We start from the raw sequence: 16,563 nt of genomic DNA on the forward strand, positions 1-16,563 counted from the left end.
ATGACGAACCATCACCAGCCAGATAAACTCAAGTCAAACCACAAGCTGATCAGCATGCTCGTCATGGGTTGTATCGGTATGTTTGGCTTTGGTTTTGCGCTGGTGCCGCTATACGATGTGCTATGTGACAAGCTTGGAATTAACGGCAAAACGGCTAATACCGCCAGTAGTTATCAAGCGATAACCATCGACACTAGCCGTATTGTCACAGTGGAATTTATCTCCCAAGTGCAAACGGGTATGCCATGGAAATTTGAGCCGCAAACCAAGCGACTTGAAGTTCACCCTGGCGAACTCATACACACAGTATTTTTGGCGCGCAATGTGTCAGACAGAGCCACGGTCGGTCAGGCAATCCCTTCGGTATCACCTGGCCAAGGTGCTGCGTACTTTAATAAAACAGAATGTTTTTGTTTTAATCAACAGCACTTAGCGGCTTCAACAAGCGCGGAGTTGCCACTCATTTTCTTTGTGGATCCTCAGTTACCTGAATCAATCCACACTCTGACCCTCTCTTACACACTCTACGACATTACCGACAAGCAGTTAGCGTCAGCCATAGAGCAAGGAGCTGCAAAATGACTATAAAACATGAAAATTACTATGTTCCTGCCCAAAGCGTCTGGCCCATTATTGGCGCTATAGGATTGTTTTTAATTGCCTTTGGCGCAGGACACTTTGTCCATCAGTTAAAATCTGGTGCATCCGGTGGCGGCTATATCTTACTCGCAGGCATTGCCGTTATCGTATTTATGCTAGTGGGTTGGTTTAGAACCGTGATCAACGAATCAATGACAGGGCTCTACTCCCACCAAATGGACCGTTCTTTTCGCCAAGGCATGAGCTGGTTTATTTTTTCAGAAATCATGTTTTTTGGTGCATTTTTTGGAGCACTATTTTATGCCCGTATGGTTGCAGTACCTTGGCTCGGCGGTGCCTCCAATAATGCAATGACCCATGAAGTACTATGGCCACATTTTGAAGCCGTTTGGCCACTGCTCACCACACCCGATGGCACTAAAACCGAAGCGATGCCATGGAGCGGCCTCCCCTTAATTAACACCATAGTGCTGCTTACCTCCTCCGTCACCCTGCACTTTGCTCAGGTAAGTCTTGAAAAGGGTAAACGCTCAGCTATTAAATTATGGCTGGGGATCACCATACTCTTGGGGATGAGTTTCCTTGCCTTACAGGTCCAAGAGTATATGCACGCTTATCATGAAATGGGGCTCACACTAACGTCTGGAGTTTACGGTAATACCTTTTTCCTATTAACAGGCTTTCACGGTATGCACGTAACGCTCGGAACTCTCTTTTTATTGGTATTGTTTTTCAGAGTGTTAAAGGGTCACTTTAGCGCAGATAAACATTTTGCTTTCCAAGCGGGGAGTTGGTATTGGCACTTTGTAGACGTAGTTTGGTTATGTTTATTTATGTTCGTTTACGTGTTGTAAACATAAACCCTAACGAGGTGTGGGATGAGTGCTGATGAGCCCTGTGCTTAATGCGACTAACAGCAATAAGATAACCAACACAGAAAATATTATTCGGCGACCAAGGTAACGACTCATCGGCACTTGAGTATCGCCTTTCACCATAATAAATAGGGCTCTGGCCAAATTAAAAATGATAAACAGCAATAGCAGAACTAAGACTAACTTAAAAATGAACAGGGCATTCATACAATATCCTTATGTTCTGCTGAATAAATTAACGCTTTTTTTACTGATATTGACTGTGGCGGTATTTATTATTTTGGTCAAGTTAGGATTATGGCAGTTAGCGCGAGGCGAGGAAAAAACTGCGCTTTTAGCTCAAATGGAAGCTAGGCAATCTTTACCAGCATTAAGTTTTGAGCAACTCCAGCATAAAATAAACAAGGAATTGTTAACAGGTTATCGGCTACAAATACATGCCAGCCCTGCCAGCTCGCAGATCTGGCTACTGGATAATCAAATCTATCAAGGTCAAGTCGGATATTTAGCCTTTCAACCTCTCCAAGTCGAAGTTAACCAACCTTGGCTGCTGGTTGAATTAGGTTTTATCACCGCCAGTTCCCACCGCGATGAATTACCTCACATCCACCCACTGAGTGGTGAATTAAATATCGAAGGCCGGCTTTATCAAAAACAAATTAATCCATTAAGTCAGTCACTCATGGCTGAAACAGGGGCAAGTGTTCGTTTTCAAAATCTCAATATGCCCGAAATAGCCAAAATGCTTGGTCACCCTCTGCTACCTGCGGTGTTACAACCTGATGAGTTAGCATCTATCGATTTACCACATCCTTGGCAGCCCTTTCCGCTGTCGGCACAAAAACATTGGGGTTATGCATTGCAATGGTTTTCGATGGCAGCCGTCTTTGCAGGGCTTATGCTGTGGCAGGGAATTAAATATATAAAGCGCTACCGCGGCAAAAAATAACAAAATCAATAAGCAAAGAGGAAAATCCAGACCATACTTACAATGATAAAAAAACTTAATAATAAAAAACAATAAATTAGGGATAATTTGAATGAGAGGAGCAAGCATGAACTCCCAGAATAAATCTAAACACAAGGCATTAGGGCTGTTATTGCTGGCATTTATCGCGCCCGTGGTCATCGCCAAGTTAGTACTGAGCCTCAATTTATACCATGGCGGTGCCACTAATCATGGTGAATTAATTAGCCCGGAAACCAACTATGCCAGCCTTGGGGTTGAGAATCCCCAGCCCAAAGAATGGCAACTGCTGTATTTATTACCCGCCCACTGCGATGAGGCTTGTCGCGAACGCTTATATATTTTACGTCAAAGTCATACTGCACTCGGGCCAGATCAGGCGCGAGTCGAGCCGCTTATTCTGCTTAATTCCGATAGCGATCTTAGCGCCTTAAAAGACTTTAATTTCAACACTCAACCTATCAATACAGCTTTAAGCCAGTGGCTAGATGAACAACAGCTAATCATAGTCGATCCCTTAGGCAGTTTAGTGTTGCGCTATCCACAAGTGCTGGGCAAAGAGGCCAATTTGGCTCAAGGTAAGGCGCTAATTGCCGATCTGCGCAAGTTGCTAAAACTATCGAGGGTAGATTGATGCAACTCACTTGGCTGCTACGCTTAACCTTAGTTTTTACCTTATTAGTGATTTTAATGGGCGCCTACACTCGCCTATCAGATGCGGGGCTAGGTTGCCCTGACTGGCCAGGATGCTACGGCCATATCAAAGTCCCCACACAAGACCATGAAATCGCCCATGCACAAAACATATTCCCAGATCATGATATCCACCCAGAGAAAGCCTGGTTGGAGATGATCCACAGATACATCGCCGGCGGACTGGGCTTACTGGTGTTATGCATCTTAGTGTTATGTTTAAAAACGCCAGCAGCACCGAAAAAGCTGCCATTGATTATATTATTATTGATCCTCTTTCAAGCCGCTCTCGGCATGTGGACAGTGACGATGAAACTGATGCCCATAGTAGTAATGTCGCATCTCATTGGTGGTTTTGGCTTAATTTCACTGCTTTTACTCCTCTATCTACGCACCCGCCCAAGGCGTATTTTTAATAGCGAAACCTATGCCAAAAACTTAGCACCGCTTGCACTGCTGAGCCTATTTGTCCTTGTTGGTCAAATCATGTTAGGCGCCTGGACATCGTCTAACTATGCAGCGCTCGCCTGTACCTCTTTACCTATTTGTGAAGGTAACTGGGTAGATAATTTGACTATAGTAAAAGCCTTTTCACCGTTCCAAGGTGAACATCATAGTTTTGAATTTGGGGTGCTCGATTACCGTGCACGTATGACTATCCATATTGCCCACAGAATTGGCGCTATCGTTACCGCCAGCTTACTACTCGTCCTCGCCTACCGATTATTTGTTGGCGCGACGGGGCTTAGAGCCTTAAGCCTATTATTAGTGGGGCTAGTAATCCTACAAGTGAGCTTAGGTATTTCTAACGTAGTCATGCATTTACCACTTGGCATTGCCGTGTCTCACAACGGCGGAGCTGCACTGTTGCTGCTGACCTTAGTCGCCATCAACTATTTTTTATGGCGTAAAGCATAAGTTCTTATAGCGTAAGACATAAGCGAGGGATCCAAGATGGCAAAACCACTCTCAATCACCAGTAGCCTGCCAACTTTTAGCACGACATGGCGCGCCTATTTTGAAATGACTAAACCAAAAGTGGTCGCACTCATGCTACTCACAGTGTTAGTCGGCATGTGCCTGGCAGTGCCCCATGCGGTGCCCGTTCAACCTTTACTTGTAGGTATGCTTGGCATTGCCATGATGGCCGGCTCGGCAGCGGCATTGAATCATCTGATCGATCGCCGTATCGATGGTTTAATGGCGCGAACTTACAATCGCCCACTGCCAAAAGGACGTATTTCAGCCACACACGCCCTGATCTTCGCCGCCAGCATAGGTAGCTCTGGTTTTATCATTTTATATTTATGGGTTAATCCACTCACAGCTTGGTTAACATTTGCCAGCCTGATTGGCTACGCCTTGGTTTACACCGCCTATTTAAAACGTGCTACATCGCAAAATATCGTGATCGGCGGTCTTGCAGGTGCTATGCCACCATTATTGGGATGGACAGCCGTCACTAACGAATTGCACGGCCATGCATTATTGCTTGTGATCATTATTTTTACGTGGACGCCGCCACACTTTTGGGCATTGGCCATTCACAGACGCACCGAATATGCCAAAGTAGATATTCCTATGTTACCGGTTACCCACGGGGTCGAATTTACCAAAACCTGTATCTTGCTTTATACAGTATTATTAGCGGTTGCTTGCCTGCTACCCGTGCTGGTTGGTATGTGTGGACCAGTCTACTTTGTATGCTCTAGCTTGCTCAGTACGGGATTTATCTATAAGGCGTGGCAACTTAAATATCGTGACCATGATGGCTTGGCAATGCAGGTGTTTCGCTTTTCTATCTACCATTTAATGTTGTTATTTATGGCATTACTACTTGACCATTATTTGTGGTTCTAGTTTGTAGCACTAACGAGTATTTATGGAGCTTACTTTATGCAAAAAAGAATTTTAGTTGGCGCCATTTTATTGATTGGCCTTGGCGGCCTATTGGCGGTGAAATTTAACTCGCCTAAACCGCTCGAATTAGAGAGTGGTTTGTTATTTCCACAGGCATACGAAATAGCGCCTTTTGAATTAGTTGATCAGCACAAACAGCCTTTTACCAACGCTAACTTACAAGATAAATGGAGCTTATTTTTTATCGGCTTTACGTTTTGCCCCGATGTGTGCCCGACGACCTTAAATAAACTCGCAGCAGCTTATCCTGAACTCAATCAAATAGCGCCATTACAAGTGGTATTTTTATCCGTAGATCCCAAACGGGATACACCGGATAAACTGCTGACCTATGTCAATTTTTTTAATCCAGAATTTAAAGCTGTGACAGGCGAACACACACAATTATTTCCCCTCACCCGCAGCTTAGGGCTAGCTTATGCCATGATCGGTGAGGGAGAGAACTACCAAGTTGACCACAGCGCAGGCTATGTATTGGTGTCACCCCTGGGAACACGAGTCGCAGTATTCAAACCTACGGCAACATTGGGGAAACCACCACAGGTCGTTAATGATGAAATGATTAGCGATTTTAGAAAAATAGTGTCGCAATACAAACCTAGCCGTTAATCACTCTTTGACCCAAGAGCCATCGTCCCTTGGCCTCACCCAAGGCTGAGAAAACCAATAGTAACCATTGCGCGCCTTACTTGGCGCAGTGCAGTTGTAACGCGAACGCCCCGCAGGTAAGGCTAAATCCGCTTGAATACTAAACTTATTTTCACTTAACCAAGTCGGTTTTTTTGAACCTTGGCCTTGGATATAACACATCACTTGTTTGGCAGAGATATCACTCATATCGAGTGTGACGTTAAGCTCTGGGCGCCAACGGCCGCCCGTTAACTCTGGATCGCTAGGACTTTGTGCTATCACAGGCATATTTAAACTGTATAACTTGGCCTTAAGGCTTTTTAAATCTGCATATTGCCCTGCAACCGGAAAGCGTGGCAGTGCGGTTAAGGGTGAATAAGGGCCAGCAGCACCAGACTGTTGTCCAAAAGCGACAAAGCCGTTATCTGTTAACATGTCCTGCAAAGCTTGATTATACTCACCGTAGGGATAGGCCAGTATTTTAAAATTATGCCCTGTCGCATCCAAAATGGCTTTTTCTGTATCCAAAATATTGGTTTTTATGCGTGCTATCCACTGTACCTGTGATTCATTACTTAACTTACGGATCAAATGTTCGTGAGCCCAACTGTGATTAGCGATATCCGCGCCTTCCTTCGCTAACTTAACCAATTCATCCCAGCTCATCATCTCGGTAAACTTTTGTTTAATCGGCTCAATTGCCACAAACAAGGTGTAGGGAAATCCAAATTCCTTTAGGATAGGATGCGCAGTTGTAGCTATGCTGCGATAACCATCATCGAAGGTAATCGCGACTGTTTTTGCAGGTAAATCTTGTTTTTGCTTTATCGCTTCAACCACTTGAGACAGCGGGATCACCTTAAAGCCATCGTCAACGAGAAACTGCATTTGCTCACGAAATTGTGCAGGTGTAACGCTGGTCGCCGCCGGAGTGGTTTCTGACACATGGTGATATTGCAAAATAACCACCCCGTGGGCCGAAAAAGTGATTAGCCCGATGAGTGCCAACAGTGCACGTTTAACCATAATGTGAATACCTCTAAAATTAATGAATACGACTAAATCAACTTGGTATGACCTAATGCTTAACGGCGCGAAAAATCGTCAATTACTGGCGCTCGCGTTGCCGATGATACTCTCCAACATCACTATTCCACTTTTGGGCTTAGTCGATACGGCTGTTATAGGTCATCTGAGTGAAGCCTATTATTTAGGCGGAGTCGCTGTCGGGTCAACAATTATCACATTAATCATTTGGTTATTGGGATTTTTGCGTATGGCGACCACAGGCTTAGTCGCACAAGCATTTGGCGCTGACGATCTGCCCGCCCAGCATAAGCTATTAGTCCAAGGCGCTATGCTGGCGCTATTATTGGGTGTTGGAGTTATCGCGATGCAAGTCCCGATACTCAATTTAGCATTAGGGTTATCCGAAGCGAGTAGTGAGGTTGAGCGATATTGCCGCGAATATTTTCAGGTACGAATTTGGTCAACGCCCTTCGCCTTGCTCAATTTGGTGATGTTAGGCTGGCTATTAGGGCGGCAACAGCCCAAAGCCGCTATGTGGCAACTTATCTTAGCTAACCTTGCCAATATTATTCTCGATATCATATTCGTACTCGGTTTAGGCTGGGGCGTAAAAGGCGCTGCACTCGCCTCAGTATTTGCCGATATGACCGCCTTCTCCGTCGCGCTGACTATGGTGTTACAACAACTTAAGCGCGCAACCGATTTTCACTTATCCCAGTTACTTACCCATATTACGTTTACGGGTTATGGCAAATTACTGAGACTAAATACCGATATTTTTATCCGCAGCCTGTGCCTGCAGACAGCCTTTGCCTTTATGACATTTCATGGTGCTGGTTTAGGCGATAATACCGTTGCCGCCAATGCCGTATTACTGAATTTATTGTTGTTAATTTCTTATGCTCTGGATGGTATTGCCTATTACGCTGAGGCAGAAGTCGGCCGAGCCTACGGGCAAAAGCAAGCTAAGCAATTAAGGGAGGCGGTGATCTTAGCGTGGTGCTGGTCCGCGATTACGGCTCTAGGGTTTTGTGCCTTTTTCGGCCTTTTTGGTAGCAATATTATCGCATTATTAACCAGCATTAATGAGGTCAGAACTACAGCACAGGCCTATCTTATCTGGCTAATATTCTTACCTTTATGGTCCTTTAGTTCTTATTTATTCGATGGTGTTTATATTGGTGCAGCTAAAGGAAAAGTAATGCGTAACAGCATGATACTTGCTACCTTCGGCGCATTTTTCCCCACTTGGTATTTACTGCAGCAGCTATTATCACCAGAGCAAGGTAATCATGCACTCTGGGCTGCCATTAGCGCCTTTATGATCGTGAGAAGTTTAACGCTTGCTGGGCATTATTATTTCAGCAAAGATTTCTTGGCTTAAACTAATACGGCTCGTACACAACCCTATTCGTGCCACAAAATAATTTACGAACGTAAAACTAAAAACGCGACCCAAAGGTCGCGTTCTTTATTAAAACCAGCAAATAAGATTAAGCGTAAGAATGCTCGCCATGCTGATGATCTGTCACGTCACGCACGCCAGTCAGCTCACCTGGGAACATGTCTAACAGTTGTTTTTCGATACCATCCTTTAAGGTGATATCAACTTGAGAACAACCGTTACATCCACCGCCGAACTGCAATATTGCAACGCCTTCGGTCGTGATTTCAACCAACATAATATTGCCACCGTGACTTGCCAACTGAGGGTTAATCTCAGATTGGATCACATATTCAATACGCTCAACTAAAGGTGCATCACCAGACACTTTACGCATTTTAGCATTGGGGGCTTTAAGCGTAAGTTGAGAACCTAATTGATCCGTCACAAAGTCAATGGTGGCATCTTCAAGGAAAGGCGCGCTTTTTTCATCAACCATAGCTTTGAAACCTGTAAACTCGATTTCAATATCATCACTTTCAACAGCATCTGGAGGACAGTAAGATACACCACACTCAGCTTGCGAGGTTCCTGGACTGATCACAAATACGCGAATATGAGTGCCTTCAGGTTGATCTGCTAACAACTTAACAAAATGGGCTTGAGCCGTATCGGAAATAGTAATCATGAAACCTGCTCCGTCAGGGGATACCTGAGTGTTTTAGTAAGAATTAGCCGTATGATACTCCGACTCACCTTTGCTTTGTAGTCCCTTGGGTAGCAAGTTTATGGATTTTTGCCATAACGATCACGCTTTAACGCTACTATGTCGCGGGCTCGAGCGGTATAGCTTGGATAAGTTGAAAATAAATAATTATTATAAAACAAATGTTTAATATGATTTTTACGGGAGCTTATAACTCGCCAACTCACTCACTATCAAGCTCATCTAGCAAGCCAGGCGCCTCAGCTCGTGCCAAACACCACACTTGAACATCAACGTAATGCACCTCAAATAAGCGCGCTATTTCAGAAACTGTAGTCCCAGTGGTGACCACATCATCGACCAGTGCAACACGTTGGAAGGCAAAATCATCTGCCAAAATGAAAGCATCGTGTAAATTACGCCGCCGCTGTGCCCCCGAAAGCCCAGCTTGCGGTCGAGTATCTTGTCTGCGCGTTAGTCCTTCGTCAATCAACGGCAACTGCAAGAGTTGCGATAACTCATGGGCAATTAACCATGCTTGATTAAATCCCCGTTGTTGCAGACGTTTAGGATGTAAAGGTACGGGTATTATGGCTTGGGGAAGCCTGATTAATCCTTGTTGTTCTAATGCTTTAATACGCGTGACTAAAGCACGACATAACACAGGTAAAGCGGCAAGCTGGCCTTGATACTTTATCGCGCCAACCCAAGTGCCTAAACCTTGATGATAACTACAAGGCGCAATCACTTTACGCGGCTGGCGTTTTTGGCATTCACCACAATAATCGGCCTCAATTTGCATCGACTTACCGCAGCCTAAACAAATCGGCCCGCGATATAGGCCAGAATGCAGACAAATAGCACAAATGCCGCTCTCGGGAAGTGATATCGATTGGTGGCACAGCAAGCAACGGTTAGGTAAACTGCTCGCTAGCCAAGTAGTACCGAGTTGATATCCTACACGCATTTTCCGCAAAGCGGCTTGCAGCCAAATCCTTTTGACAACGTGCGACATATATTCACCTAATCGATTTTTGAGGCACTCAAATGAGCCAAATGACATCCAACAATTCAGCTAATTTGCATATTGAAATAATAGGCCAAGGGCCTGATCTGGTCATGCTTCATGGTTGGGGTGTAAATAGTGCAGTATTTACACCCTTACACCAGTCACTGTCTCAGTATAGAGTGCACTATGTCGACTTGCCGGGCTTTGGCCATAGTCAGCAAATAGAAGGTGGGCTATCCACTTGGGTTGATGCTCTAGTGACAGCATTACCAGAACACGCCATTTGGGCAGGTTGGTCGCTCGGTGGGCTTGTTGCTACTCAAGCAGCACTGAGTTATCCACAAAAAATCAAAGGCTTGATTACTATTGCCTCTTCACCCTGTTTTATGGCGAAAGAAGATGAAGCTTGGCCAGGCATCCCACCCCAAGTGCTTAATCAGTTTAGTGAACAACTTGGGCAAAATTTACCGCGCACGATAGAACGATTTCTGGCAATTCAAGCTATGGGCAGCGAAACGGCTAAAGAAGATATCAAACAGCTGCGCGATCTTGTGCTCGCACGCCCTTTACCGACTGTCACAGCGTTATCACAGGGGTTAAGTATGCTGACTGACATTGACTTAAGATCGCAACTTACAGAGCTACAGTTGCCTTGGCTTAGAATCTGGGGACGACTTGATGGACTTGTGCCTAAACGCGTGCAACCTAAAATGCCAATGGCAAGCCACATTGAAGATGCTATGTTAGCCAAAGCCTCCCATGCGCCGTTTATTTCCCATCAACAAGCGTTTTTGCAGATATTTATGCCTTGGTTAGCATTACAGACACGCTAAAGCTTTATCTTTGAGCGATTAATGGCTAGTATTTAACCATTAATGCAGTGAGGAATTTTCCATGTTAGTTGTCAGTAACTACCCCCAAGTTCCGCTCGCGACCAGTAATGTCGCAACGGACTCGGCTCGGGTCGACAACCAACTGAAACCTGTGGTAATTCCGCCACAAGCAGCAACTAAAGGTCACGAAGAACGTGCCTTTAATCCGCAAAATGAACGCACAGCAGATCATACTCAGCAACAAACCAAAACACTTGAGAGCAATCAGCAGCAAGTTCAAGAAAAACAGCAGCAACAGCAATCTTCGCAGCAACAAAACCAACAACAGCAAGAGAAAAAAGCGCCCCTTTTGGTGGCCGAGCGGATTTTACCTAAAACGCTAAAAATAGCAGCAAAAGGCCAAGCGGCGTTACAACGTAAGGATATACGCTTAAAAGTCAGCCAAGACGCAGTAAGTGATATGGGGAATAGTGTTAAAGCAAACACAGTAAGTAATGCTGCACGACCATCTATCCAAAGCGAGCCAAATCATTTTTATCAACAACTCGGGCAACGCATTAGCCTGTTCTACGAACGGCAAACACGACCAGAACAAGAGCCCGCTTTGTCGACATCGATTTAATCTCTTTATTAGTATCAATAAAAAATGCCGCTAAATAGCGGCATTTTTATTCTATTGAATATTTATTTCGGTAAGCGATATAGCTCTTGCTGATAGGCTAAACTGCCCCACAATGCCCAACTTAATGCTTTCTTTTCTAAGGCTTTTGCCGCTGGGGCATAAGGCGTCAATTTCTTAGTTTTGATATTATATTGGAAACCTTGAGCAGCTTTTTCTGGCTGAAGAATCACTACATCACTACCTTCCATTAGGGCAAAGTTTTTATCATATTGCATTAATGCGCGGCCAGGCCAATCGTCACTAACTTGGGTTAAGTCACGGCCAAGCATAGGATAAGAGTCTGAAATACCTATCAATGATAGCAATGTTGGTGGTAAATCTATTTGACTGACAATACGCTGATCGCGCTTTGGCGCTAGATTATCCCCAAGGATTAAACCCGGAATACGAAAACGCGATATCGGTACCAGATCAGCACCAACAACCCGGCTGTCATGGTCAGCAACAATGATAAAAATCGTGTCTTTCCAGTAATCGGCATTTTTCGCTAACTTGAAGAACTCACCAATCGCATAGTCAGCATATTTTGCCGCATTATTGCGGGTTTGTTTAGGTTCTTCGTAAAGCTTAATACGATCATCTGGAAACTCGAATGGGTCGTGGTTACTCGAGCTAAAAACTAAACTAAAGAAGGGTTTACCTTCGCTGTGCAAGCGTTCAAACTCACTATTAGCTTTACGCATTAAATCTTCGTCAGATGCCCCCCACGAGCCGACAAAGGCCGGAGACTTGTAATCCTTTTGATCTATGATGTCACTAAAGCCATTGCCCAAGAAAAAACTACGCATATTATCGAAATGACTCTCACCACCATAGATAAACTGGGTGGTATAACCATGATTTTTAAGTAGTTCGGCAATACTAAAAAAGCCAACTTGGCTCTTACCCAATTTGACCACCGAGCGAGCTGGCGTTGGTGTAAAACCTGTCGTCACGGCTTCGATACCGCGTACTGAGCGAGTTCCTGTGGCATACAAATTATCGAAATACCAACCCTCTTTAGATAAAGCGTCGATATTAGGAGTGAGGGGTAAACCGCCTAAACTCCCCACAAAACGCGCACCTAAACTCTCTTGCAATAGAATAACTAAATTCTTTGGCTTACCAGTATAACTAGCTTGATTAAAACTCAGCGAAGGTAAATCTGTTGAGGTAAATGCACTTTCAGGACGGCCACTTTCCTGGCGGATAGTAGCAATAATATCCTTATCCTCTAGATCGCCATAAACGTCTGACGCATCTTCTTCACTGCCCATCTGCTTGATTGCAAATACTAATGAATAAGCAGAGTTGATAACCAAAGAATTAACCAACGGATCATCGACAAATGCGACCATCGCAGGGTTAATCGGCCTATGGCCTAACGTTGAGCGAGCACCTACGATCGTGAGAGCAATCACAAACAACGCCAACACAGGGCGCCAGTACCATCGTGGAAAGCGAAGATTTTTTGTGAGCTTACCGCTTAATACCCACCCAAGCCAGAGTGTGCCAATTGTTAACAATACCGAGAAAAAGAGTTCGAATTTACGACCCGCCCAGAACATAGATAACACTTCTTTCGGGTAGATAAGGTATTCGACATACAAGCGGTTCGGACGAATACCGTATTCTTCAATAAATGCAGGCGTTGATGCTTCCAAAAATAGAATGATCCACAGGCCAACAGTTAGCCATACTCGTAAAATAAACTGCCATAAACGGCCTACAACATGATCACCAGAAAATAGCGTGGTTCCTAACGCTGCGATACCCCATAACCAACACAAGGTTGCTATATCAACACGCAACCCTTGAATTAATAGGTGTGACCAACCATCAACAGCGGTGACGCGATCGGCCTGCCACAATCCCAAAGCAATACGGCTTAGGGTAGTAATGAAGATGACTAATAATGAAAAAATAAAGATGGCACGAAAAGGCCCATGGGCCTTCTTCTGCCCACGAGAAAATAAACTTGCTTGCATGTGTTACCCCAAAACATATAAAAAGCCACTCTGTGTTAGAGTGTCGATTCAAGAAAATCAGTGAATGAGCCATGCTATGACAACTGACTTTGCTTAACGTTGCATTAAATGCCAACGTTATATTCTTTAAAGCAGCATTTATGCAACAAATTTGTGAGTAATAAGTAAAAAGATATGACTCGGACACACTTTGTATCCGAGTTTTAACATTGCAGACGTTATTTTTTCAGTTTAGCGAAAGCATCGGCAAATGCATTTCCCATCGCCGCATTAGCAGAGGCTTTAGGTGCCGATTTTTGTGTAGGTTTTGCCGACGCAGGCGTTTTAGCGTTATTACTTCGGCTTTGGCTATTGGGTCGTGATTGAGATTTCGTTTGATCGATAGCTTCATCCAAACGCATACTCAAACTAATACGGCGGCGCTCAACATCGACTTCCATCACTTTAACTTTCACCACATCACCCGCTTTTACCACGGTATGGGGATCGCTGATAAATTTGTCAGTCAATGAAGATATATGCACTAAACCATCTTGATGTACGCCAATATCGACAAAAGCACCAAAGTTAGTCACGTTGGTCACAACGCCTTCAAGCACCATTTCGGCTTTTAAATGCTTAAGTTCTTCAACGCCATCTTTGAAGGTTGCCGTTTTAAACTCGCCACGGGGATCGCGGCCGGGTTTATCAAGCTCAGTCAAAATATCGGTCACGGTTGGCAAACCAAAATCTGGCGTAATAAAGTCCTGCGCTTTGATGCTACGCAATAGCTCTGAGTTACCTAGTAGGCTTGCCAATTCAACTTGCTTAGCCTTAGCGATTGATTCCACCAGCGAATACGCCTCTGGATGCACAGATGACGCATCCAGAGGATTGTCACCAGCGCTGATACGTAAAAAACCTGCCGCTTGTTCGTAAGCTTTGGGTCCTAGACGCGGTACTTTTAATAACTCTTTACGGTTTTTAAACTGACCATTGGCGTCGCGATAATCCACAACATTTTTAGCTAATGTTTTATTTAAACCCGCCACTTGTGACAGCAAAGGCGCAGAAGCCATATTAAGATCGACACCCACACCGTTTACGCAGTCCTCAACCACAGCTTCAAGTGAACCCGATAACTGGCTTTGACTCACATCATGTTGGTATTGGCCGACACCGATAGATTTAGGTTCAATTTTAACCAGCTCGGCTAATGGATCTTGTAATCGACGAGCAATCGACACTGCGCCACGAATAGAGACATCAAGATCTGGGAACTCAAGCGCCGCTAATTCAGAGGCTGAATATACCGATGCACCCGCTTCACTGACCATCACTTTGGTCAACTGTGGATGGGTATCTTTCACGCTGGCAATTAACTCAGCGGCTAATTTGTCAGTTTCGCGCGATGCTGTACCATTACCAATCGCAATCAACTCAACCTTATGCATTTTGACAAGATTAGCCAAAGTACGAATCGACTTTTCCCACAAATTTTGTGGTGCATGGGGGAAAATAGTCGCATGGCACAACATCTTGCCGGTGTTATCCACCACAGCCACTTTCACGCCAGTGCGTAAACCGGGATCCAGTCCCATAGTGGCTTTTGCGCCCGCAGGTGCTGCCATCAGTAAATCGCCTAAATTACGGGCAAAGACTTTAATCGCTTCAGCTTCAGCGCGTTCACGCATTTGCGAAATAAACTCGGTTTCCATTTGCAGGGCAATTTTTACGCGCCATGTTGCGGTGACTACGGTTTTCAACCATTGATCGACACTACTTTCGCCCAGTTTAAGGCGTAAGTGATCAGCAATAATTACCTCACAGTAGCTACCTTGGCCCGCTTGCGCGGCTGGATCAGCATTCATCGATAGTGATAGAAAGCCTTCATTACGACCCCGCAACATAGCCAATGCACGATGAGATGGGATTTTAGCTAACGGCTCAGTATGCTCAAAATAGTCGCGAAATTTCGCGCCCTCTTTCTCTTTACCAGCGATTAAGCGGCTTTCTAATACACTATTTTGGCCTAAATGCTCACGTACTTTACGCAATAACTCAGCATCTTCAGCGTAACGTTCCATCAGAATATAACGCGTACCTTCAAGCACGGCTTTAATGTCAGCAAATCCTGCTTCGCTATTAATATATTCGCTCGCTTTGGCGTCTATATCGGCATTACGGTCAGCCAACAATGCATCGGCTAATGGCTCTAATCCTGCTTCAATCGCGATTTGCCCCTTAGTGCGACGCTTAGGTTTGAAGGGTAAATACAAATCTTCGAGACGTGTTTTACTATCAGCCTCGTCAATAGCCCATTGTAATTCTGGGGTTAACTTACCTTGAGCTTGGATGCTAGACAGGATCACTTGACGCCTGTCATTCAGCTCACGCAGATAACCTAAACGCGTATACAAGGTACGCAATTGCGTATCATCTAAGCCGCCCGTAGCTTCTTTACGGTAACGGGCGACGAAAGGAACCGTGGCACCATCGTCAAGCAGAGCGATAGTTGCGGTGACTTGTTGCTCACGAACATTCAGTTCTTGAGCGATAATTTGAGCGATATTATGAGCATGAGTTTGCATAAATAAAGTGTCGTGCCTAGCTAATAAAGTAAGTCGTTATTGCGCCAAAGATACCACAGGCGCACGGTAAGTTTCATGCTAAAGCCAAGTTGAAATCACAGAGTTTGATCTTCAGCTGAGTTTCTTCGTCGTTGTCTAAAATTAACCAGCACTATCGAATAGCGACTCTGGCGTACCAGTAAGATTATCTTCAAACGGTGTATAACGTATCTGATTGATATACCATTCTTTTGGTCCTGACGGTGTTTGCACTACCACCTCATCATCCACTTGCTTGCCGATTAACGCACGCGCCATAGGTGAATCAATAGTGATGTAGCCCAATTTAGTATCGAGCTCATCTTTACCCACAATACGGTAACGTACACGCTCACCCGCTTCGTTTTCGAGTTCAAACCACGCGCCAAAGTAAATTTTACCTTCTTGCTGTGGCGAATAATCGACAATTTTCAATTCTTCAAGCCGTTTAACTAGGTATCGAACACGGCCATCTATTTGTCTTAATAAGCGCTTGTTATAGGTGTAATCAGCATTTTCACTACGGTCACCCTGCGCCGCAGCTTCTTGCACTTTAAGGGTGATTTGCGGTCGATATTCTTTCCATAAATACTTCAACTCTTTATCTAAAGCTTGCCAACCCTGACGGGTAATCAAATGTGCTTTCATAACTCTCTTATCCACATATTGAGCAAAAATAG

At 44.6% G+C, this 16,563-nt stretch carries 17 protein-coding genes; 10 read left to right on the forward strand and 7 right to left on the reverse strand.

Features of this window, described 5'->3' with window-relative positions; all coding sequences use genetic code 11:
- Together BW947_RS05255 and BW947_RS05260 are read left to right on the forward strand one after the other, a co-directional pair.
- Entirely contained in the window at window positions 1-582 is a 582-nt protein-coding gene (locus tag BW947_RS05255) for a cytochrome c oxidase assembly protein (protein WP_076497273.1), read from the forward strand.
- On the forward strand, window positions 579-1,454 hold the full coding sequence (locus BW947_RS05260) for a cytochrome c oxidase subunit 3 (RefSeq protein WP_076497274.1): 876 nt from the start codon (window positions 579-581) through the stop codon (window positions 1,452-1,454). The genes BW947_RS05255 and BW947_RS05260 overlap by 4 nt, the downstream gene beginning before the upstream one ends.
- A 9-nt stretch (window positions 1,455-1,463) precedes the next feature.
- Here BW947_RS05260 and BW947_RS05265 read toward each other — a convergent pair whose 3' ends face one another.
- Window positions 1,464-1,682: a DUF2909 family protein gene (locus BW947_RS05265; protein WP_076497275.1), complete on the reverse strand. Its 219-nt coding sequence runs from the start codon at window positions 1,680-1,682 to the stop codon at window positions 1,464-1,466.
- On the opposite strand from BW947_RS05265, the gene BW947_RS05270 reads away from it, so the two are divergent.
- The 5 genes from BW947_RS05270 (at window position 1,681) to BW947_RS05290 (ending at window position 5,664) form a co-directional block, all read left to right on the forward strand.
- Complete coding sequence (locus BW947_RS05270) at window positions 1,681-2,424, forward strand: SURF1 family protein (protein WP_076497503.1); 744 nt, start codon at window positions 1,681-1,683, stop codon at window positions 2,422-2,424. The two genes, BW947_RS05265 and BW947_RS05270, sit on opposite strands and share 2 nt — an antisense overlap.
- 106 nt (window positions 2,425-2,530) lie before the next feature.
- Window positions 2,531-3,076, forward strand: a complete 546-nt coding sequence (locus tag BW947_RS05275; protein ID WP_076497276.1) for a hypothetical protein — start codon at window positions 2,531-2,533, stop codon at window positions 3,074-3,076.
- The gene (locus BW947_RS05280) at window positions 3,076-4,053 is read left to right on the forward strand and encodes a COX15/CtaA family protein (protein WP_076497277.1); all 978 of its coding nucleotides are present in this window, start codon (window positions 3,076-3,078) and stop codon (window positions 4,051-4,053) included. The genes BW947_RS05275 and BW947_RS05280 overlap by 1 nt, the downstream gene beginning before the upstream one ends.
- Window positions 4,054-4,089: 36 nt before the next feature.
- Complete coding sequence (cyoE, locus tag BW947_RS05285) at window positions 4,090-4,995, forward strand: heme o synthase (RefSeq protein WP_076497278.1); 906 nt, start codon at window positions 4,090-4,092, stop codon at window positions 4,993-4,995.
- A gap of 36 nt (window positions 4,996-5,031) precedes the next feature.
- Entirely contained in the window at window positions 5,032-5,664 is a 633-nt protein-coding gene (locus BW947_RS05290) for an SCO family protein (RefSeq protein WP_076497279.1), read from the forward strand.
- Here BW947_RS05290 and BW947_RS05295 read toward each other — a convergent pair whose 3' ends face one another.
- Window positions 5,665-6,711 carry a polysaccharide deacetylase family protein gene (locus tag BW947_RS05295; RefSeq protein ID WP_076497280.1) on the reverse strand — a complete coding sequence of 349 codons (1,047 nt, stop codon included), beginning with the start codon at window positions 6,709-6,711 and terminating at the stop codon, window positions 5,665-5,667. It abuts the gene before it with no gap.
- 22 nt (window positions 6,712-6,733) lie between these two features.
- Between BW947_RS05295 and BW947_RS05300 the strand changes: the two genes are divergently transcribed.
- Window positions 6,734-8,098 (forward strand): MATE family efflux transporter, encoded by a 1,365-nt coding sequence (locus BW947_RS05300; protein WP_076497281.1) that lies wholly within the window; start codon window positions 6,734-6,736, stop codon window positions 8,096-8,098.
- Window positions 8,099-8,207: 109 nt separating this feature from the next.
- Here the strand turns inward: BW947_RS05300 and nfuA are convergent, their stop codons facing one another.
- Window positions 8,208-8,786 (reverse strand): Fe-S biogenesis protein NfuA, encoded by a 579-nt coding sequence (nfuA, locus tag BW947_RS05305; RefSeq protein ID WP_076497282.1) that lies wholly within the window; start codon window positions 8,784-8,786, stop codon window positions 8,208-8,210.
- 241 nt (window positions 8,787-9,027) lie between these two features.
- Window positions 9,028-9,819: a ComF family protein gene (locus tag BW947_RS05310; protein ID WP_076497283.1), complete on the reverse strand. Its 792-nt coding sequence runs from the start codon at window positions 9,817-9,819 to the stop codon at window positions 9,028-9,030.
- Between the two features lie 32 nt (window positions 9,820-9,851).
- Here BW947_RS05310 and bioH point away from each other — a divergent pair, with 32 nt between their 5' ends.
- Window positions 9,852-10,646, forward strand: coding sequence for a pimeloyl-ACP methyl ester esterase BioH (bioH, locus tag BW947_RS05315; protein ID WP_076497284.1), 795 nt, complete (start codon window positions 9,852-9,854; stop codon window positions 10,644-10,646).
- Window positions 10,647-10,707: 61 nt separating this feature from the next.
- On the forward strand, window positions 10,708-11,268 hold the full coding sequence (locus tag BW947_RS05320; protein WP_076497285.1) for a hypothetical protein: 561 nt from the start codon (window positions 10,708-10,710) through the stop codon (window positions 11,266-11,268).
- 62 nt (window positions 11,269-11,330) lie between these two features.
- Here the strand turns inward: BW947_RS05320 and BW947_RS05325 are convergent, their stop codons facing one another.
- The 3 genes from BW947_RS05325 to greB all read right to left on the reverse strand — a co-directional run bounded on the left by BW947_RS05325 (window position 11,331) and on the right by greB (window position 16,531).
- The gene (locus BW947_RS05325; RefSeq protein WP_076497286.1) at window positions 11,331-13,295 is read right to left on the reverse strand and encodes an LTA synthase family protein; all 1,965 of its coding nucleotides are present in this window, start codon (window positions 13,293-13,295) and stop codon (window positions 11,331-11,333) included.
- Between the two features lie 218 nt (window positions 13,296-13,513).
- Complete coding sequence (locus tag BW947_RS05330; RefSeq protein WP_076497287.1) at window positions 13,514-15,865, reverse strand: Tex family protein; 2,352 nt, start codon at window positions 15,863-15,865, stop codon at window positions 13,514-13,516.
- Between the two features lie 141 nt (window positions 15,866-16,006).
- A complete protein-coding gene (gene greB / locus BW947_RS05335) occupies window positions 16,007-16,531 on the reverse strand; it encodes a transcription elongation factor GreB (RefSeq protein ID WP_076497288.1) in 525 nt (174 codons plus the stop codon).
- Window positions 16,532-16,563 lie beyond the last annotated feature (32 nt).

Source organism: Shewanella morhuae, from assembly GCF_900156405.1.
GTDB lineage: Bacteria > Pseudomonadota > Gammaproteobacteria > Enterobacterales > Shewanellaceae > Shewanella > Shewanella morhuae.